This is a genomic window from Herbidospora galbida (assembly GCF_005233835.1).
Taxonomy (GTDB): domain Bacteria; phylum Actinomycetota; class Actinomycetes; order Streptosporangiales; family Streptosporangiaceae; genus Herbidospora; species Herbidospora galbida.
The window spans coordinates 56,570-75,574 of the sequence record NZ_SZQA01000011.1 but is presented as its reverse complement, the minus strand read 5'-3'; the positions used below and the strand labels follow the sequence as shown (position 1 = coordinate 75,574).

The 19,005-nt window shown below is 70.3% G+C and carries 12 protein-coding genes and 4 pseudogenes; 13 read left to right on the top strand and 3 right to left on the bottom strand.

The annotated features are described in order from the left end of the window. The first annotated feature begins 18 nt into the window (after positions 1 to 18). The 5 genes and pseudogenes from FDA94_RS13770 to FDA94_RS13750 form a co-directional block, all read left to right on the top strand. Positions 19 to 951, top strand: a pseudogene (locus FDA94_RS13770) (dihydrodipicolinate synthase family protein). Between the two features lie 339 nt (positions 952 to 1,290). Continuing rightward, positions 1,291 to 1,512, top strand: a complete 222-nt coding sequence (locus tag FDA94_RS41080) for an SDR family NAD(P)-dependent oxidoreductase (protein WP_170990930.1) — start codon at positions 1,291 to 1,293, stop codon at positions 1,510 to 1,512. A 716-nt stretch (positions 1,513 to 2,228) separates the two neighbouring features. Further along, entirely contained in the window at positions 2,229 to 8,435 is a 6,207-nt protein-coding gene (locus FDA94_RS13760; RefSeq protein WP_137247452.1) for a PxKF domain-containing protein, read from the top strand. Positions 8,436 to 8,458: 23 nt separating this feature from the next. After that, positions 8,459 to 8,842 (top strand): hypothetical protein, encoded by a 384-nt coding sequence (locus tag FDA94_RS13755; RefSeq protein ID WP_137247451.1) that lies wholly within the window; start codon positions 8,459 to 8,461, stop codon positions 8,840 to 8,842. A gap of 41 nt (positions 8,843 to 8,883) precedes the next feature. Next, a pseudogene (locus tag FDA94_RS13750) lies at positions 8,884 to 9,072 on the top strand (hypothetical protein); the annotation flags it as partial. Here the strand turns inward: FDA94_RS13750 and FDA94_RS41525 are convergent. From FDA94_RS41525 to FDA94_RS13740, 3 genes and pseudogenes are all read right to left on the bottom strand, one after another. Then, positions 9,060 to 9,348 (bottom strand): annotated as a pseudogene (locus tag FDA94_RS41525) (IS982 family transposase); the annotation flags it as partial. The pseudogenes FDA94_RS13750 and FDA94_RS41525 overlap by 13 nt on opposite strands. Beyond that, positions 9,348 to 9,848, bottom strand: a complete 501-nt coding sequence (locus FDA94_RS13745) for a hypothetical protein (RefSeq protein WP_137247450.1) — start codon at positions 9,846 to 9,848, stop codon at positions 9,348 to 9,350. The pseudogene FDA94_RS41525 and the gene FDA94_RS13745, both read right to left, overlap by 1 nt. Positions 9,849 to 9,863: 15 nt before the next feature. Next, entirely contained in the window at positions 9,864 to 10,052 is a 189-nt protein-coding gene (locus FDA94_RS13740; RefSeq protein ID WP_137247449.1) for a hypothetical protein, read from the bottom strand. A 47-nt stretch (positions 10,053 to 10,099) separates the two neighbouring features. Here FDA94_RS13740 and FDA94_RS13735 point away from each other — a divergent pair, with 47 nt between their 5' ends. From FDA94_RS13735 to FDA94_RS13705, 8 genes and pseudogenes are all read left to right on the top strand, one after another. Next, positions 10,100 to 10,270, top strand: a complete 171-nt coding sequence (locus tag FDA94_RS13735) for an NAD-dependent epimerase/dehydratase family protein (RefSeq protein WP_137247448.1) — start codon at positions 10,100 to 10,102, stop codon at positions 10,268 to 10,270. A 321-nt stretch (positions 10,271 to 10,591) separates the two neighbouring features. Continuing rightward, complete coding sequence (locus FDA94_RS13730; RefSeq protein WP_137247447.1) at positions 10,592 to 10,867, top strand: MoaD/ThiS family protein; 276 nt, start codon at positions 10,592 to 10,594, stop codon at positions 10,865 to 10,867. A gap of 2 nt (positions 10,868 to 10,869) precedes the next feature. Then, positions 10,870 to 11,217: pseudogene (locus FDA94_RS41520) on the top strand (SUMF1/EgtB/PvdO family nonheme iron enzyme); the annotation flags it as partial. Positions 11,218 to 11,694: 477 nt separating this feature from the next. Then, positions 11,695 to 13,008 carry an AfsR/SARP family transcriptional regulator gene (locus FDA94_RS40480; RefSeq protein WP_246059852.1) on the top strand — a complete coding sequence of 438 codons (1,314 nt, stop codon included), beginning with the start codon at positions 11,695 to 11,697 and terminating at the stop codon, positions 13,006 to 13,008. Then, positions 12,992 to 13,285, top strand: coding sequence for a CATRA system-associated protein (locus FDA94_RS13720; protein ID WP_137247445.1), 294 nt, complete (start codon positions 12,992 to 12,994; stop codon positions 13,283 to 13,285). Before FDA94_RS40480 ends, FDA94_RS13720 begins: the two co-directional genes overlap by 17 nt. After that, positions 13,282 to 14,787, top strand: coding sequence for a CATRA conflict system CASPASE/TPR repeat-associated protein (locus FDA94_RS13715; protein ID WP_137247444.1), 1,506 nt, complete (start codon positions 13,282 to 13,284; stop codon positions 14,785 to 14,787). The genes FDA94_RS13720 and FDA94_RS13715 overlap by 4 nt, the downstream gene beginning before the upstream one ends. 95 nt (positions 14,788 to 14,882) lie before the next feature. Beyond that, on the top strand, positions 14,883 to 18,386 hold the full coding sequence (locus tag FDA94_RS13710; RefSeq protein WP_137247443.1) for a CHAT domain-containing protein: 3,504 nt from the start codon (positions 14,883 to 14,885) through the stop codon (positions 18,384 to 18,386). A 24-nt stretch (positions 18,387 to 18,410) separates the two neighbouring features. After that, on the top strand, positions 18,411 to 18,977 hold the full coding sequence (locus FDA94_RS13705; RefSeq protein WP_137247442.1) for a hypothetical protein: 567 nt from the start codon (positions 18,411 to 18,413) through the stop codon (positions 18,975 to 18,977). The last annotated feature ends 28 nt before the right edge of the window (positions 18,978 to 19,005 follow it).

The window sequence follows — 19,005 nt, the reverse complement described above, 5'->3', positions numbered from 1 at the left end:
ATCGGCAGGCTGAGAGCCATGATGTTGACCGGCGTGCATGTTCCCTTGATCACTCCCTTCGACCGGACCGGGGCGGTCGCTCTGGGCGCACTGGAGAACCTCGCGCACGAGGTCCTTGCCGCAGGCGCCGCCGGTGTGGTGACCCTGGGCACCACCGCCGAGGCCGGCGCGTTGAGCGGCGCCGAACGGGCCAGCGTGCTAGACGTGCTGAACGCGGTGTGCCTGCGCCGGGACGTACCACTCGTGGCCGGCGCCAACACCGCCGAGGACCTGCGGTAACTAGCCGGTTACCCTACGGTGACCGCTGCGTTGTGCCTGGTGCCGCCCTTCGTACGGCCCGGCGAGGACGACGTGGTCGCCCACTTCGACGCGCTGGCGGCGGTGAGCCCACTGCCTCTGGTGGTGTACCACGTGCCACACCGCACCGGGCAGCAGTTGTCCGCCGAAGCGGTACGGCGGCTTGCCGCGATCGACGCGGTAATCGGCATCAAGTACGCGCCCGAGGCCATCGACGCCGACGCGGTCGATCTGCTCACCGACCCGCCCCCTCGGTTCGCCGTGCTGGCCGGCACCGACGGGCTGCTGGCGCCGATGCTGGCACTCGGCGCGCACGGCGCCATCGCGGCCTCCGCGCATCTGGCCACGGCGCAGTTCGTCGCGCTCACCAATGCCTGGCAGTACGGACATGCAGATCACGCGAAGTCGCTGGGACACCGGCTCGCCCGACTGTCCACCGCCCTGTTCGCCGAGCCGAACCCAACCGTGATCAAGGGGGTGCTGAACGCGCAGGGCCGGGTCCCCACCCCAGCAGTCCGGCTGCCGTTGCTGCCCGCCGCCAAGACGAACGTCGACACAGCGATGCAAAGCCTGTACGACATGGAGACTTCACCCGCCCCGCGACCGGCCGGGTCGCAAGACCCGGACCGCACCCGTGCGGGGTCACGTGGCTGACGTCGGTGCACCGAGGGCGAGCCTGGCTGGTCATGTCGAGCTTGACCTCGCCGTACGGGGCGACGTGGGTCCGGGACAGCGGAGTCAGGCCGCGCCGGTCGGCGTCGGTCAGCTGCGCCGCCCACTCATCCTCGGCGAGCGCATTCTGGATCATCAGGGTGCTGACATACACCAAGCTGCTGGCAGCACCCGCAGGCGTGATGCGCCGCGCCGGCGGGCCACCGTGGTGAGCGCCGTAACACGGCTGCGCGATACCAGCCCGTTCAACGATCGGAGTCGCTGGAGTGAATGTCGGCCAGTAGGTCCCAGTGGAGTGCGCGTGTGAGCCATGTACGGTAGATCCGCGCCGAAGGAGGCAAGGCCGACTTCGTCGCCGCCGATCTCGGCGACATCGACGTCCTGATCAACAACGCGGCTCTGTACACGTTCGCACCCACCCCGCAGGTGCCGGCCGAGGACTTCGACCAGATCCACGACGTCAACGTCAAAGCGCCGTTCTACCTGGTGGCCGACCTGGCGCCCGGCATGGTGCAGCGGGGCGGGGCGCGATCGTCAACCTGACCACCATGGTCGCCAACTACGGCCAGGTCGGCATGCCGGTCTACCGATTCCGGCATGCCGACCTGCGGCGTGCAGCGCCTTCTCGATGGCGGGCTCGGCGTCATCACGTTGTCGAGGACGTGCGTGCCTCCGCCGTCGACGGGATGCGCGGGTCTGGCTGAACCGTGTGCTGGGTCAGGGATCGTGACATTGATCCTCCGGGCACACAAGTGCGCGCGAATGGCGCGGGAGGAGTAAGCCTTGTCCGCCCGGACCACCTCCGGCCGGGTGCGAGGCGTCCAGGTTCTGGGGCGGGCAACCTTGATGGCGGTCAGGACGGGGATGAACTGAGGTGCGTCCCCGCGCTGGCCTGCGGTCACCACCAGAGGCGCCACAGATCCGGACACCCTCGGCGAAGGCTTCCGGCAATGCCAGGTCAGCGGTCCTTCCCGGTGACGAACGATCCGGCGCCACCGGACACCGGCCTCGCATTCGTCTATTTGGTGACGCTGCCGAAGGTTCGCCGTCCGGGTGGTCCTGACCGGCGCGGAAAGGCCGCCGGGCGGGGTGGCGGCGGAGCCGTCGCAGTTGACGCCCTCGATCCCGCCGCCGATGGCACCTGCTCACTGAGGAGCCGGGAGATCTCCTCCAACGGGCGGCAAAGACCAAGTCGGCACCAAAGTCGTGCCAAGCCTGTCCTGGCACTCTCGCACGGTTCGACCGATCAAGGAGTTACCGTGCGAAGACCCTTACGTTCCGTCGCGATCGCCGCGACGGTGGCCCTCAGCCTTCTGGCGGAGACCGCCGTGGTGCCGTCGGCCGGGCTGGCGGCGGCCGCGGCCGATCCGCTGCCGCGCGCCTACCAAGTAGACGCCCTCGACGAGGTGCCCGACCTCCAGTTCTACGCCGGCCCGCTCGCGTTGTCGGCCGACGGGAACACCGCCCTGCACCTGTCCACGAACGACGTCCTGGTGGCGAGCCCCACCGGCGAGGTCGTCGGCCTCGGCCTCGACGGGCAGCCGCTCTCCCAGGTGGTCGACGCCGCGATCAGCGCCGACGGCCGGAAGGTCGCCTTCGTGGCCCGGGGCGCGGACGCCGCAGAGCTGGGCCTGCCGCCCGAGGCCGATCCGGGCACCCGCGAGGCGATCTTCGTCCGCGACCGGCTCCTGGACGCCACCACGTGGGTGCCCGTCCCCGACGCGGACGCGGGCCTGCGCCTGGGCGATCTGGCGATGAGCGAGGACGGCGCCCGGCTGGCCGTGGGCCTGCGGACCCCGCCCGGCGTGCTGCTCGCCACGCTGTCCGACGCCGCCCCCGCCGTCCGCGTCGTCGGGCTGGCCGGATCGCAGACGCGCGGCACCGCCCTGTCGGGTGACGGGAAGGTGCTCGCCGTGCACGTCCGGCGCGACGACGAGCCCGTGCTGCTGCGCTTCGACGCCGCCTCGGGTGAGCGGCTGCCGGGCGAGCGCCCGCTGACCTCGGCGCAGGCGGCGGCGTGGTCGCCCCACCTCGACCGCGCCGGACGCCGGACCGCGTTCAGCGGCCTGGGCGAGGGCGTGGTCGTGGCCGACCTCGCCGGAGGGGCCGACGTGACGCTGGACGCCTCCGCGACGGCCCCCTATGCCTCGGGCGACCTGCCGTTCGATGTCGGCGACCTGCCCACCGCCGCCCGGCTGAGCGCGGACGGCGGGACGGTCGCATTCCTCCGCTCCGGCGCGCTGTGGACCCAGGCGGCGCAGGCCGGCCGGGCTCCCGTGCTGGCGTCTCCCGGCCTGGACGGCCGGATCGCCGACTCGCTCCCCGGTGAGACCGTGCTGTTCCCGGACGCGGTGCACTCGTTCGACATCGACGCGACCGGCTCGGCGCTGGCCTTCCTGTCCGCCAGTTCGGCCTTCGTGGCCCCCCGGACCGACGAGCCGCAGCCCTCCCGCCTGTACAAGGCCGTGCCGTCTGACACGCCCCCGCCTGCCTGGCCGGAAGACGCCGAACTGACGGCCACGCCCGGTACGACCAGCGTCGCCGCGTCGTGGCCCGCCGCCGGCGCGACGGCCGCCACATACGACGTGAGCGTCGACGGCGCCAGGGTCACGACCGTGACCACCACGCAGACCGTGCTGTCGGACCTCACCCCCGGCGCGACCGTCGAGATCGCGGTCGTCGCCCGGGACTCCGCAGGCCGCGCCTCCGCCCCGCTGACCAGAAGCGTCACGCTGCGGGAGGACCTGCCTCCCGGTGAGGCCCCGCTATCGGCGCTCGCCGGGCCGGGCGCCCGGGTGCGCCTGCAGTGGGAGCGCACCGACGCCACCGGCTACCGAGTGCTCCGGGACGGGGTGAAGCTGGCCGATGTGGGGGCGGACGTGACCTCGTACGAGGACACGAAGGTCGCCGCCGACACCGGCTACACCTACACGGTCGCGGCTCTGCGCGCGGGCGGGGAGGCCCCGTACACGCGGGCCGCCCAGGTGCGCGTCGACAAGCTGGCCGTCACCGAGGCCGCCGCCAGCCTCCCCCGCGTGGGCGGCTGGGTGGCGCTCGGCCGCGAGGCCACGTTCGCGCTGGTCGGCGCGGCGGGCTTCACCGGCACCGCCGACCTGGTGGTCCGCACGGCGGCCGATCCGGCCAGGAAGGTGACCGTGGCGCTGCCGGAGACCGCCGCGGGGCGCTACCAGGGCGGATGGACGCCGCCCGAGGGCACCGTGGAGGTCGTCTCGGCCACGCTCCGGCTGGCCGACGGCGTCGGCACCGCGATCGAGCGTCCCGTCGCGGGCCTGCCCGCCCAGGTGAGCGGCCTGGTGAAGGTCGCCGCCACGGTGCCCGGCGGGGACGGCGACGGGATGCGGCTGCAGGTCTGGAGCGAGAGCGCCGACACGGGATCGGTCACCACCTTCACCGAGAGCGGCACGGTCGCCGTGCCGGTCGTCCCTGCGGCCGACCACAAGGTCACCACGCGCCGCTCCGACGGTCTCGACGGCACCACGCCGCGCACCGTCGCGGTCGCCTCGGGGCAGGTCGTGGACGTGGCCGTCGCGCCGCACGCCGCCGCCTCGCTCATGGTGACCGTGGGGTGGCCCGACGTGCTGGTCGTGCTCGACACCCGGACCGGGCCCCGCTCGGGCCGGACCGGCGCGGACGGGCGGGTCGGCTTCGGCACGCTCGACGCGGCCACCGAGGTCACCGTCAAGGCCAAGTTGTCGGCCCAGCTCAGGGCCACGCGCGGGCTCGCCGCCGTCCCCGACCGCAGCCTCACCCTGGAGCCCGGCGGCAACGCCCTCTCCCTCACGCCCGAGGCGTTGCCCAAGGTGACCGTGCGGGGCACTACCGAGGACGCCGAAGGCCGTGCCCTGAGGGGAATGGTCACGGTGCGCCAGATGATCGACGGCTACGGGCTCTCCCAGCGGGTCGAGGCCGCCGCCGACGGCACCTGGTCGGCCGAGGTGTTCGGCGGCACGCCGACCGTCGCGGTGGCCACCCACGCCGGCCGGGTGTCGCCCGAGGCCGAGGTCGATCCGGACGGGCCCGTGCGGCTGGTGTTCCCCCTCCTGACCAACGCTGTCGTGCGACCGAAGCTGACCACCATCACGCTGGAGGGGCAGCGGGTCGAGCAGCGACTCGACCCTGTGTCGGCGGGCTACTACCAGCCGTACATCACGGCCGGAGGCAGGCGGATCTTCGCCGTCTCCCCCGAGACGCCGCTCGACCTGCCGGTCGGCTCGAAGGTGACCTTCTGCGCCGACGGCGGCGCGGTCGGCCTGACCCGGGCGTGCGCGGAAACGGTCACCGGCGACTCTCCCGACGTGCCGCTGTCGGTGGAGATCCGGGAGAGGGGCCGGGTCGTCGGACGGGTGCTCGACCCTTCCGGGGCGCCGCGGACCGGGCGCGGCTGCGCCCTGCTGGAGAACGCGGCCGAGCCGGTGCGCGCCTACTTCTCCGGTTCGGCGCTGAAGATCTCCGCCGCCGTCCCGGGCACCTATGTGCTGACCGTGACCGCCTGCGGGACGAACGACACCCCTCTTTCGGTACGCCGCCAGGTGACGATCAACGAGGGCCGCGTGCTCGACGTGGGTGACCTGCGGCTCAGCCCGGCGGCCGGGCTCCTCGAAGGCTCGGGCAGCGGATTCCGGGCGGTGAGACAGCACGTACCGGAAGGAGAGACGGCCCACCTGCGCGGCCAGATCGAGTTCACCGACCGGACCAAGGCGGGCAGCGCCCGCTTGGAGTTCCCGCCGGGGGTCACCGTGCCCGAGAACGGGGTGCTTCGCGACGGCCGGCCCGTGGAGTTCAGCCGCGTCGACGGCGCCGTGGTGATCCCACTCCCGGCCGCGCCCACCCGCACCCTGGACGTGTACGCCCGAACCTCCGGGACAGCCCGTTTCACCCTGTCGGTGACCTCCGGCGAGACCACGGAACTCCTCGGATCGGCGCAAGTCCAGGTCGACACGATCACCCTGGAAGTACCGGAGTCGAGCCGGACCGGCCGCTTCACCGCCACCGGCGAGGCCCCCGCGGGCGCCGACGTCGTCGTCCGCGACGGCGACAAGGTGATCGCGACAGCCGAAGCCGATGAGGGCGGACGCTGGCAGGCCGCCATCGACCTCGGCACCGCCGGCCACGACGTTTCACGCCACGTCCTGCGGGCGGGCGCGCAGACCGCCACCGTCGTGGTCGACCCGCACGCCAGCGTGGTGGAAGAGGTGACGATGTCCCAGGAGGGCACGACCAGGGTCTTCCACCCCGTCGACGGCGTCGCGAACTTCCCCTGGATCCACTATCCGTACCGCGAGATCACCATCCGGGCCCGTTTCACCGGGCCGGTCGCCCAGCCGCGCGCCCGGCTCGGCACCCTGGACCTCGCGCTGGCCCCCGTGCTCGGCGAGGACCACGTCTATGCCGCGAAGATCCTGCCGAAGGCCACCGAGGTCGGCGATCTCTCGATCACCTACGCGCCCGTCCAGGACCGGCCGCTACTGCCCGTCCCCCCGGCGCCCGTCTCGACTGCTCTCTTCGACCCGGCGGACGCGGCTGTCGAGGACCCGGTGACCACCGGCGACACCGTCAGCCAGCGGTTCACCGTGCCCGTGCCGCGACTGGGTCCCGACGCGCAGCTGCGCTACCGGCTCACGGTGCAGCCGCTGCCCGGCTACCGCCCCGACGCCGCCGGCGAGGCGGCGGTGCGCGCCTCCGGCGTGAAGGTCTACCAGGCCGAGACCACCGATGAGGGGGCGAGCGCGATCGTCGACCTCGCCACCCTGGCCGCCCGGACGAAGGGCACCGAACTGGGCAAGGCGCTCAGTGCCGCCGGATTCCTGACCGGACCGGCCAGGTTTGGCTTCGAGATCCTGTTCGTGAGCGTCTCCACCGGCGACAACATGTACTCGCTGGCCGAGGCCCCGGGCAAGTACGACGAGATCAACAGAATGCTCGAGATGGCCGCCCAGTGCCGGGACGGCGCCCAGGGCGAGATCTACAAGAACGCCGCCGAACGGCTCAAGCGGCGCGCCATCCAGCTCGACGTCTACCAAGTGACCTCCACCGGCGGAACCATGGTGTTCGCCCCCGCCACCTTCGGCCTCAGCATGGGACTGTGGGCGGTGACGTGGGCGATCGGCAAGGGCCTGGAAATCCCGCTCATGAACGACATCGACGCGCTGCGCCGCCAGATGAACAGCGACGAGACCTGCGACTGGCCGCCGTCGGCCCGGCCTTGGACCCGCGTCTCCCGGCCCAAGGCGGTCATCGGCTACCGCTTCGACCCGTCCGGTTTCGTGTACGAGGGCCTCACCGACCGCCGGATCTCCGGCGTCACCGCGACCCTCCTGCACGCGCCCACCGAGGACGGTCCGTGGCAGCCGTGGGACGCGGCCGTCTACGGCGACCTCAACCCGCAGATCACCAACGCCGAGGGCCGCTACGGCTGGGACGTGCCCGAAGGTTGGTGGAAGGTCATCTACACCAAGGACGGCTACCTGCCGGCCGAGTCGCGGGTGCTCAAGGTGCTGCCCCCGCACACCGACGTGGACGTCTCCATGCTCCGCGCCGACCTGGCGGCCGTCTCCCAGGTGCAGGCCGACGCGACCGGCCTCACGGTGACCTTCACCCAGCCGGTCCGCAGCGCGCAGGCCCTCTCCGGGGCGCTCCGCGTGACCACCTCCGACGGGCGGCCCGTGGGCGGTCAGTGGTCGACGGCCTCCCCCTCGGACGACCGGCTGGCCCTGGCGTTCCGGTTCACCGGCGAGAACCGGTCGGGCGAGGTGACGGTCACCGTCGACCCGCTGCTCCAGGACCACGGCGGCCGCGCCCTGGCCGCGGGCGTCGAACGACGGCTCCCGGTCGAGTGGGCCGGCCCCGACTCCGCCGCGCCGCAGGTCAGCGTGACAGGGGTGACCGACGGCGCGGTCTACCGGGTGCGCGCTGTACCGGCCGCCGGCTGCGCGACCGTCGACCAGGGCTCCGGTGTGGCCACCCCGGCGACCCTGACCCTGACCGGCCCCACCGGGGTCGGCGCCGTCACCGCGACGTGCGCCGGCGCGGTCGACCGGGCGGGCAACGCCGCCCCACCGGTCTCCGCGACCTACACCGTCGCCTACGTGTTCACGGGCTTCGCCGCCCCGGTGCGCAACGACGTGGTCAACACGGCCAAGGCCGGACAGGGCATCGCGATCAAATGGTGGCTGACCGACGCCTTCGGCGCCCCGGTCAACGACCTCAGGACGGCCGACCTGACCGTGACCCCGCTGAACTGCCAGACCGGCCTGCCGACCGGCGGCGAGCCGGTGCCCGCCGAGGGCGCCGAGCCCCTCCAGATTCTCGGGGCCGGCGCCTACCAGGTGATGTGGCGGACCCCGCGGTCCTACCTCGACACCTGCCTGACCCTGCACCTGGACATCGGGGAAGGAGGCATGACCCACACGGCCCGCTTCCGCTTCACCCGCAGCGACGCCCTCTAAGGAGCGCGGGCAGGTTCTCCAGGTTGGTCAGCGTCGACCACGCCCCCTCCGCCGTCTCCGGATCCCGCACACGGTCCAGCCAGACCCGTGCATCCCGTCGACGGCGGAGGCACGCACGTCCTCGACAACGTGATGACGCCGAGCCCGCCATCGAGAAGGCGCTGCACGCCGCTCTGACCGAAGCCGATTCGGCGGTGCTGCGGTCCGAGATCGCCGATGCGCTCCGCGAGATCGGGGCGGTCAGGGTTGCGCTCGACGCGGCGAACGACGACATCAGGGCCGATCTGGTGACCGGGTTCGCCGACCTGTCCGCAACCCTCGCCGTCCGGTACGAAGCCATCGTCCAAATCGCTGCCATCAACGACTGGCTCATCCGACTTCGAACACGTCCTAGAGCGGTGATGTGAATTGGGTAGTGGTCGTAGCGGATTGAAGCGGTCCGGGACTCATGGAGGCTCGATTTCTTGAGAGGATCGAGTCATGGCACGTCTGGTTCCCCTACCCTTCTGAGCTGCGCGACCGTGCGGTTCGTATGGTCGCCGAGGTGCGCCCGAACTACCCGACCGAGTGGGCGGCGATGAGGGCCGTCGCGGCCAAACTGGGTGTCAAGACGCCGGAGACGGTGCGGACCTGGGTGCCGTCCATCAGCCGGAGTGGTTCGTGCCAGGTCGGCACCTGGCGGGCCATCCACAAGGCGGCCGCATATCTGCGGCTAGGTCCCGCAACTGTCGGTTGCAGACCGGCTGGGACGGCGGTCGCGGGAACAGGTGACCGATCCGCGCCGCGGCCGTCCGTAACCAGTAGCGTTCCTGATCGCATCGCAGCAGCACTTGCCCCACTGCCACGACAAGCGCCTCGGCCGGGGTCAGCACCGGTGGCCGGCCCCGCCGCCGTGACGTTGGCGTGAAGGCATCACGCGATCGTCCAGGTGGCCAGACGGTCGGCGCGGGTGGCCTCGCGCCAGGAGCGTGGCACGTACCAGAAGTCCTGGCGGCGCGACCATTTGAATCCGGCACTGGTCAGCGCGTGACGGACCTGGGTGTCGTCCTTGCTGGTCCCGCTGACCCGCGTTCCGTCGGCGTCGTGGGAGATCGTGATCCCCGCCATCTCCGCGCCCTCTGACGGATCCGCCGACTCGAGAACGGCAGAGGTCGCAGCGGCGCGCCTGGCCTCAGCCTCCTGCTGCGCGCGAACCTCCTGCGACACCCGCCAGGACCTGATGGCCTCGGTGTGCAGGGGCCAGGCGTAGCTCGGCTGATCGGCGTGCGTGCGGGCGTACCAGGCCGCGTAGCCGGTGGCGTCGGGTGCGGCCTGGGATGCCCAGACCTGGGCGTGCATCAGCAGGAAGGAGCTCCGGTCGCGTGGTGTGGAGACCGGGACGGCCGCCGCCGCCGCGGCATCGGCCGGCGCCATCGGGCGATACAGGTCCTAGGTCTGCACAATCTCTGCGGGATAGAGCCATTCCTCGGGAGGAAGCGTTCCGAAGGCGCGGCCGTACCAGGAGGAGAAGGCGCGGGCCTCGACCTCACTGCGCCCCAGGCGCTGCAGCTCGTGGTAGGCGTAACGAACCAGGTCATCGGCGCTCTGCTCCAGCTCCTCGACGGGAACTTCAGCCACGGGGGGACAGGGGCGGGCTCACCGGTGGGCTCCGGAACCTCCGGCGCATGGCTGAACTGTCCGCTCCGGTCGCGGTGTCCTGGCGCTTATGCTCGGCCGCGCTCAGCGGTACCGGCGGCATCGTCCGGCCGTTCAACATCTACGGCCCCGGCACGTACGCCGAGAACCGCCGCGTCGTGCCCGCCTTCATCCGCCAGGCCCTCGCGGGGAAACACTGACGTTGCACGGCGGCGGCGCCCAGACCCGCTCCCTCTGTTACATCGACGGCTTCGTCGCGGGCCTTCTCGCCATGCTCGACTCCGCCGAAGCAGGCCCGTGAATGTGGGCTCGGATGAGGAGATCACCATTCGCGAACTCGCCGACCTGGTCGTGGACGCGGCCGGGTCCGGCGCGGTGGAGGTCGCGCGCAGGACTCCTCCGTCCGCTGCCCCGACCTCAGCAGGGCCCGCGAGCTTCTGCGCTGGGCCCCCACGACGACGCTGCGGACGGGCATCGAGCGCACCATCGCCTGGGCCCGCGAAGAACAGGCGGCCTGAGCCGTGACCGTCATCGTGAACCCGTCCGCATGGCGCACCGCCGCCTGGATCGGAGACCTGACGCTGAGGTGCGCCGCGGAAACCGTCGGCCAAGCCGTCACCTGGCTGGCGGAGACCTATCCACCGCTGCGGCAACGCGTGCTGGCGGAACCGGACCGGCTGGTGAGCTGGGTCAACGTCTTCGTCGATGGGGAAGACATCCGCGAACTGGACGGCCTAGACACCCTGCTGCCATCCGACAACCAGATCATCATGCTTCCGGCGCTGGCAGGAAGCTGACCATGACCAAGGAGAACATGGTCTTCATTCCGGCCTGCCAGGTGCCGATCGGCTCCCCCAGCGCTCACCTGGACCAGCTCGAACGCGCCCAGTCCTACCCGCGCTCCTGGTTCACCGACGAGACACCCCGGCATCTGGTCTCGATGGAGCCCTTCCTGCTCGATCGCCATCCCGTTACCAACGCCAGCTTCAGCCTGTTCGTGCAGGCCAGCGGCTATCAGACGGAGGCCGAGCGACGTGGCTTCGGTCTGGTGTACGGCGACCGCTTCTGGGAGGAACGCACCGGTGCCTGCTGGTCCTCACCCGCCGGACCAGGAAGCGACCTGGCGGGGTACGAGCATCACCCGGTCGTGCACATCGCCCGCGCTCCCCGGACACCGACATGCTCTTCACCTCGCCGAGTCCTGCGGAGCGGCCAGCCTCCTCGCCCAGGCCGTCCCGCCATACGAGGACATCTCCACCTTCATGTCCGAGGCGCGAGGCGAACGTCACTCCGAGGCGCTTCCCTGTCGCCATCGACTCCCCCACGTCTGCCTGGCTGGAGACCTGAACCGTGCGACATCGCTGTACGAACGCCGTCTGGCCGACTGTCTTCAGGTCCTACGCGAGGACGATCCACCCATCCAGGCGATCGGCAACAACATGGGAGAAAAGGCATGAGGCGCGAATCGCCCGGAAACAGCCAAATCCGGACACCCGCTCACAACACCAACCAGCGAAAAAGGATCTTCAGTTCCGTTTCAAACGGTCTGACCTTTTGTCCTATTTGCGGTTATCATTACATCTGTCTTGCGGGCGGAAATGCAAAAATCTTGGATTGTAACTCTATGTCCATCTTGGTAAAGATGTTAGGCAGACTGCGGGTGGAGGTAGAGGGCCGCGAGGTCGGTCTCCCGCCGAAAGCGATGGAAGTCCTGGCGTGCCTCGTTCTGGCCGAGGGCGAGTCGGTCATGACAAAAGATATATTTCGTACGGTATGGAGCGGAAGGCCCGACAATGGGCTGTACACCGTAGTCCATCAGCGGATCAGGGAGCTCCGCCAGGAACTGGGCGTCCGAGATTCCCTCGTCACCGAGGATCGAAGTTACCGACTTCGCCGTGACGACTATGACGCCGACGTGTTCCAGTTCCGCGACCTCGTCCACGAAGGGCTACGCGCCGCTCCCATGGACGCGATCGACGTGCTGACCAGGGCGCTCGCGCTGTGGGGCGGGCCACCCCTTCGGGACCTGTCCTTCGCCACGGCGACGGCTCGCGGGCTGGAGGAGTTGCGCGCCGGAGCCGGACAGGCCCTCTTCCGCAGCTACGCCGAACTGAACATGATCGAGCGCGCCATCGAGGTTGGTGAGGGGCTGCTGATCCAGGGCGTCGGATCCGCAGAACTGGCGGAGGATCTCGACCGCTTGAGAGAACGGCTGCGGTCGAGCCGCCGGACCGGTCAAGTGCTGCGGCGCGAGTCGGCTGCGCTGCAAACGTCGATCACTGTGGTAGTCGGTGACCTGTTCGAGCAGCACGACGCCAATCTGGTGGTCGGCTTCTCCGACACCTTCGACACCGTCGCCGACGGTGTGGTGATCAGCGCGCAGAGCGTGCAGGGGCAACTGGTCGACCGCTTGTACGGCGGTGATGCGCCCCGTCTCGGAAGGGAGATCAGCGCGGCGCTGAGACGCAAGCGGATTTCGCCGGTCGCCGAGGAGTCGCGGCAGGCCAAGCCGCACGGCCGGCGCAAACGTTATCCCATCGGTACGGTGGCCACGCTGCGCGCCGGCAACAGGTGTGTCTTCGCGGTCGCGTACAGCAGGATGACCAACGACCTGCTGGCCGAGTCGGATCTGGCCGGTCTCGGGCACAGCCTTGACCGGCTCTGGGACGCGGCCCGTCTCGATGGTCAGTTGCGACCACTGGCCATCCCGCTGGTCGGTTCGGGGCTGGCCCGCATCCCCGACGCAACCCCCGGCGCGCTGCTCCGATTGATCGTCCAGTCCTATGTGGCCCGCGCCGAGCAGCAGCCGTTCAGCACCGAGCTCCGCATCGTGCTTCGTCAGGGCGCGCTCGAACGCATTGCGCTGGACCTCATCCGCTCCCTCACCGATCTGCCCGAATTCACGAACGGAGGACGTTCCGATGTCAGATGGTCTTGACGACCTGCGAAAACTGCTGGCGGAGATCCCGACCCTGCGGCTCAAGGAAACGGTGTGGAAGGACGTCGCCGAGCTTCTCGCGGATGCCGACGATCCCGGCGAGATCCAGGGAGTAGCCGGCGGGTTGAGGATGGTCATCGACTCGAAACGGATCTCCCGGATCGGCGATCCGCCGGTCGTCCCCGCGCCGCCCGTCGTGAGGGAACGCTTGGCACGGCTGGTCATGAGGATTGGCGGGCCCGAGGACCTGCGGGACCCGGAGGACGGGCCAGTATGACCAGGCTCGACCAGCAGTTCGTGGTCCATACCTACCTGGCCGATCACGCGGCCACGCTCGACCTTTGGCACGGCGCGGCTCACGAGTTCGGTCTGGATCAGCCGGTCGGGCCGATCCTTCCGCAGACGCCGCAGGTCTCCTCGACCGACCTGTCCGGCGCCGTCCCAACCGGTCCCGAGACCGCGCTCGCGGCGCGGGGCCAGGCGGGGACGTCCTGCCAGATGATTCTCCGCCGCCATCACAACGTGCTGGTCCTGTCGGTCGGATTGGCGCTGCCCGGCGGTCCCGGCTGGCAGGGGTGGGACCGCCGATGGACCACCCTGACCGCAGGGCATCGTCCCGGTCTGATCGGCGAGGACCGTCTGTACCTCGCCGGGGTCGCGGACGGCGACCCAACGTGGGGGCCGGAGTTCGGCTGGCGCGCCGGTGCGCTGCTGCCAATGGAGGTGCCGGTCGAACGCTGGTGGGAGTCGGGCATCGGCGCCTCACCCGATCTCGGGATCTGGGAGCTCGCCGCCTCCCGCGACGACCGCGCGCGCCGCCGCTTCGTGGTCGGTTTCCCGGCCACGGCGGATGCGCGGACCAGCGCTCTCGTATGGTCACGCGGCGACGACGCCATTCCGCCGCTGGCCCGCTATCTGCTGTCGGCGGCCCGGCTCCGACACGCACTGAGGGTGTGGCAGGAGGCTCCCGAGACAGCCGACCACCATCGCCGGCGGCTGGACCTCGCCGAACTCCGCCAGACCGTGGAGATCGTCGCCGACACGATGCGGCGCTCGCTGCTCGCCTCCGGCCTGACCGTTCCCGGCGGGCCCTTCGCCGACGACCTCGACCTGGCCGGCTGGCTGCTGGCCCGGCTCGGCGACGAGATCGCCTATAGGTCGGTGGACGCCGAACGCGCCCGATTCCTGCCACGACCTCAGGAACCGGCCGACACCTCCGACGACCAGCGCCGCCGTGTCTTCGTCGTGCACGGGCGGGACGAGCGGTTTCGTGTTGCCGTCTTCGACCTCCTCCGCGCGCTCGGCCTCCAGCCGCTGGAGTGGGAGCACCTGGTGGCGGCCACCGGAAGCGCGCTGCCCACGCTCGCCGATGTGGTCGCCCAAGCGATCCCACTGGCCCAGGCGGCGGTCGTGCTGATGACCCCGGACGACATCGTCCGCCTGCACCCGGAACTGTCCGCCGGATCCGACGACCCCGCAGACGTCGGGCCGGGCATGCAGGCCCGCCCCAACGTGCTCATCGAGCTGGGCATGGTGCTCAACGCCTACCGGGATCGCACGGTGATGCTGGTGGCGGGTGGGCACCGCCCGATCTCCGACCTGGGCGGGCTGAATGTGATCGGAGTCGACGACGGCTCCGCCTGGCGTCGCAAGCTGGCCGACCGGCTTCGTGTGGCCCGATGCCGGGTCGACGACACGGGGCAGGACTGGCTCGACCCTGCCAGGTTCTCGGGGCTCTCCGCGTTCCGCAGGCGTGTCCCTAAACCGTCGGAAATCTGAAGCGCGTCTGAAGGGTTCCGTAACTTATCCCCGAAGGAAAGCCGCCGTTAGACTGCGCGCTCCCGGCAATACGTTCAGGTGGGAGCTTTTCCGAAATGAACTCCTTCTTCGACGATCCCGACGTCTTTAGTGAACAAGCGATCGAGTTCGCCCACGCATTCGAGCAGATCGGCGATATCCGCTTGCAGGAGAAAGCCATAGAGCTGTTCCGCATGGCGGTCAGCGCGGCCCCTCCCGGCAATCCCGACCGAGGCATGTATCTGTCGAATCTCGCCAACGGGCTCATCAATTTTTTCGAACGGACCGGCGACCTCGCCGCACTGAGGGAGGCGCTCCGCGTAGGGCTGGAAGCGGTCGACGTCGAGCCGCTGGAAGGGACCAACTCCTCGATCGTCTCCAACGCGCTCGGCCTTCTCCACGGGACGGACGGTGAGCCGAAGACGCTGGACGAGGCCGTCGCGTTCGGCCGCCGGGCGATCGAACTGACCCCCGCAGACGACGACCACCTGCCCACCCGGCTCTCCAACCTCGCGGCCCTCCTCCAGCAGCGGTACCTCGGGACCGGCGACACCGCTTCCGTCGCCGAGGGCATAGAGGCGGGGCGGGCGGCACATGCTCTGGTGGGCAAGGGCCATTACTCCTGGCAGGCCATCGTCGGAAACCTTGGCGTCCTGCTGCGCCACCGCTATGAGATCGACGACGATCCGGCCGACCTTCAGGAGGCCCTCGACCTGGTCGGCACCGCCGTCTCCACCACCCCGCGCGGGCACGTCGACCGGGCGCTCTACCTCGGCAACCTGGCCACGGTGTTCGGTCTCCGCTACGAACGGGACGGCCGGCAGGCCGACCTGGACGAGGCGTTCAAGCTCTGCCGGGAAGCCCTGGACCTCACCCCCAAGGGCCACCCCGGTGAGGCTGGTTGTCTGTCCGTGTACGGAAACCTGCTGCGACTGGGCGTGGAGCGCACCGGAGCCGCGGAGGAGCTCGACGAGGCCGTCGACCTCCTCCGCGAGGCGGCGCGCACCGGGCCGGAGCGCATCACGACGCGTGCCCTCAACCTCGCCACCCTCTCCCTCTGCCTTCGCCTCCGATACGAGCAGTTCGGCCGGATCGGCGACCTGACCGAGGCGATGGAGACGGTCCAGGCCGCGCTCGCGCTCACCTCCCCCGGCGATCCCGAGCGCCCGGCGCGCATCGCCGGTCTCGGCGTCATGAAGAGGCTCATGTACGAGCGGACCTCACGCACTGAGGTGCTGAAGGAGGCCATCGGCATCGGCAGGGAAGCCCTCGCGATCACGCCGCCGGGACATCGCTGGTACGTCGGCTTCCTGAACAGCCTCAGCAACGCATTGCGGGCCCTCCACCAGGTCACCGGCGACGGGGACTTCCTGACCGAGGCGATCACCCTGAACCGTACGGCCGCCGCCACCGTCCGGCCCGGTTCCCCCGACCACGCCGTCATCCTGAACGGGCTGGCGAACGCGCTGCTGACCTCCTTCGCACGAACCAACGACCTGAATGAGCTGAACGAGGCGATCGCCCTCACCACGATGGCGATCACCGGCATCCCGGAGGACCACCTCAGCCAGCTCCTCTATGTGAACAACCTAGGCAATCTGCTGCGCATCCGGCACGAACGGACCGGCGACGAGGAGGACCTGGCACACGCCCTCCGGATCGCACGGACGGCGGTGGACATCACCCCCCGTGACCACGCCATGCGCTCCTCCGCCCTGTCCAACCTCGGGGTCGCCCTCATGGCGACCTACCTCCTCACCGGCGACCTCGAGACCTGGGCCGAGGCGGTCGCGACCGGCCGGGACGCACTGGCCCTGACACCATCCGGTCACCACGATCAAATCGGCCTGCAGTGCAACCTGGCGCAGGTGCTGCGTGCCCGATTCGAGAAGGAGGGGAGGGGGCTGGACGAGCTGCGGGAGGCGATCGGCCTCCTCATCGAGGCCGCCCGGTCGGACAGTGATCCGCCGAGCCGAATCCTGCTCGCCCAGCGTCTGCTCGCCCAGTCGCTGATGCTGGCGGGCGACGGCGAACCGGCGCTGGCCGCGTACAGGAAGGCCATCGAGCTGCTGCCCCGGGTCACGACTCTAGAGCTGACGAGGAGCGACAGACGACACGGCCTGGCCGCGATGCCCGGTCTGGCCGGTGAGGCGGCCGCCGCGGCGATTGCGGCCGGGCTCCCAGATCTCGCGGTTGAACTGCTGGAGCAGGCCCGGGGGCTACTGCTGAGCGAGGTCATGATCGGCCAGGGAGAGCTGGCGCCGCTCGACGCCCACGCGCCCGCCGGACTGGTCGGCCGGTTCCAGCGCGTCCGGCAGGATCTCGACGAGATTGAGGCGGCGGCCGTGACCATGTTTGCCACCGATGATCCGGCACACGCCCTTTCGGCGGCGTCGCGTGCGGCCGCCCAGGACCTGGCCGAGCGGAGGAGAGGGTTCGCCAGGGAGTGGGACGACACGGTCGCCGAGATCAGGGCGATCCCGGCGCTGCGGGGCTTCCTCCGACCACCCTCCATACGAGAACTGGGCCGTAACGCCGCCGAGGGGCCGATCGTCCTGGTCAACACCAGCCGGTTCCGGTGCGACGCGCTGATCCTCACCGACGATCCCGACCGGCCGGTGATTCTGGTGGAGTTGCCCGCGCTGGCCCACCAAACGGTGATCGACCAGGTCAACCGCTTCCGGGCCGCGATCAAGGGCGAGGGACTGGCCGCGCAGAAGGAGATGCTGGCCGTCCTGGGCTGGCTGTGGGACGCGGTGGCCGGGCCGGTCATGACCGAGCTCGGCCTGCTCCCTGCCGCCGACAACTGGCCCAGGCTGTGGTGGTGCCCGGTAGGGGAAACGGCGTTCTTGCCGCTGCACGCAGCTGGCCGCCATCAGGTCGGATCGGACGCCACCGTGCTGGACCGGGTGATCTCCTCGTACACCCCGACGATCCGCGCCCTCCGCCACGCCCGCGAACGCGCGGCCGCCGCCCCCGGGCCCGCGCTGCTCATCGCCCAGCCCAAGACGCCGTTCGCCGAACCGCTTCCCGGCACGCTCACCGAGGTGCGGAAAGTGGCCGGGATGGTGCCCGGGTCACGCATCCTGATCGGCGAGGACGCCACCTGCGAGGTGGTGCTGAACGCTCTCCCCGCGCACCCCGTCATCCATCTCGCCTGCCACGGGCACAGCGACTGGAACGATCCCGGCCGCAGCAGGCTCCTGCTCCACGATCACACCAGCAGCCCGTTCAGCGTCGCCGCGATCGCGAGTCTGCGGCTGGCCGGAGCGGAGCTCGCCTACCTGTCCGCCTGCAACACCACCGTCGCGAACCAGCGCCTCGTCGACGAAGCGGTGCACATCACCACGGCCTTCCAGCTCGCCGGCTTCCGCCATGTGATCGGCACCCTGTGGCCGGTCGGCGACACCTACGCCACCTCGATGGCCCTGTCGGTGTACGGGGACCTCACCCGACAGGGCGCCACGCCCCCCGACCCGGCGCTGGCCGCCTCGGCCCTGCACCATGCCGTTCGCGCACGTCGCGACGAAGCCCGCCGATACCCGGGCGTCTGGGCCTCCCACATCCACGCCGGAGCCTGAACCTCCGAACAGTAAGGAGCCGTTGTGTTCGACTTCACCCCGCGACAACTGGCCTCGGTCAGAAGCAACAAGTTCTGGGAGTCCGGCGCGGAGTTCCCGGGCTTCACCCGCGTCTACGTTGCCGATCCCCGTTTCCCCGTCAGTGTCGCCGTTCCGAGCGGCTCGAAGACCGAGTACGAGTTCTGGGACGAGGATGCCCTCGCCGTCCAGGTGGAGGTGCGTGGCGACGGAACCCTGACCGTCTCCCAGATCAATCTCGCGCGGATGCCCGACCGGTTAGCGCAGGAGGTGCGCGCGGGCCGCCGGAACGTGATCGACTACGTCCGCTCCCAGGAGGAGTCGATCCGTGACGAGATATCGGGCCTGCGTTTCAAGATCCGCAGGAACGCAATCATGGTGAACGGCACCCCGGTGTCCGTCGTCGACATCGAGGACGGGACCCGGCGAGCGTTCTTCCTGAGCAGCGACAACGTGATCTGGAACATCATCGGCAGAGAACTGGCCGACCACGTTTACCAGCGGATCGCCGACAGTTTCCGCTTCATCCAGGTGTCCGCTATCCGCGAGGCACTGCGCCAGGCAGGAGGGTGAGATCATGAGGAGCATCGCGTCATTCTGT

Excerpts from the sequence above, each read along its gene's own strand:
- FDA94_RS40480 (WP_246059852.1), top strand. The coding sequence starts at position 11,695 with ATGTCCATCTTGGTAAAGATGTTAGGCAGACTGCGGGTGGAGGTAGAG.
- FDA94_RS13745 (WP_137247450.1), bottom strand. The coding sequence starts at position 9,848 with ATGGCGCCGGCCGATGCCGCGGCGGCGGCGGCCGTCCCGGTCTCCACA.
- FDA94_RS13735 (WP_137247448.1), top strand. The coding sequence starts at position 10,100 with ATGGCTGAACTGTCCGCTCCGGTCGCGGTGTCCTGGCGCTTATGCTCG.
- FDA94_RS13715 (WP_137247444.1), top strand. The coding sequence starts at position 13,282 with ATGACCAGGCTCGACCAGCAGTTCGTGGTCCATACCTACCTGGCCGAT.
- FDA94_RS13720 (WP_137247445.1), top strand. The coding sequence starts at position 12,992 with ATGTCAGATGGTCTTGACGACCTGCGAAAACTGCTGGCGGAGATCCCG.
- FDA94_RS13710 (WP_137247443.1), top strand. The coding sequence starts at position 14,883 with ATGAACTCCTTCTTCGACGATCCCGACGTCTTTAGTGAACAAGCGATC.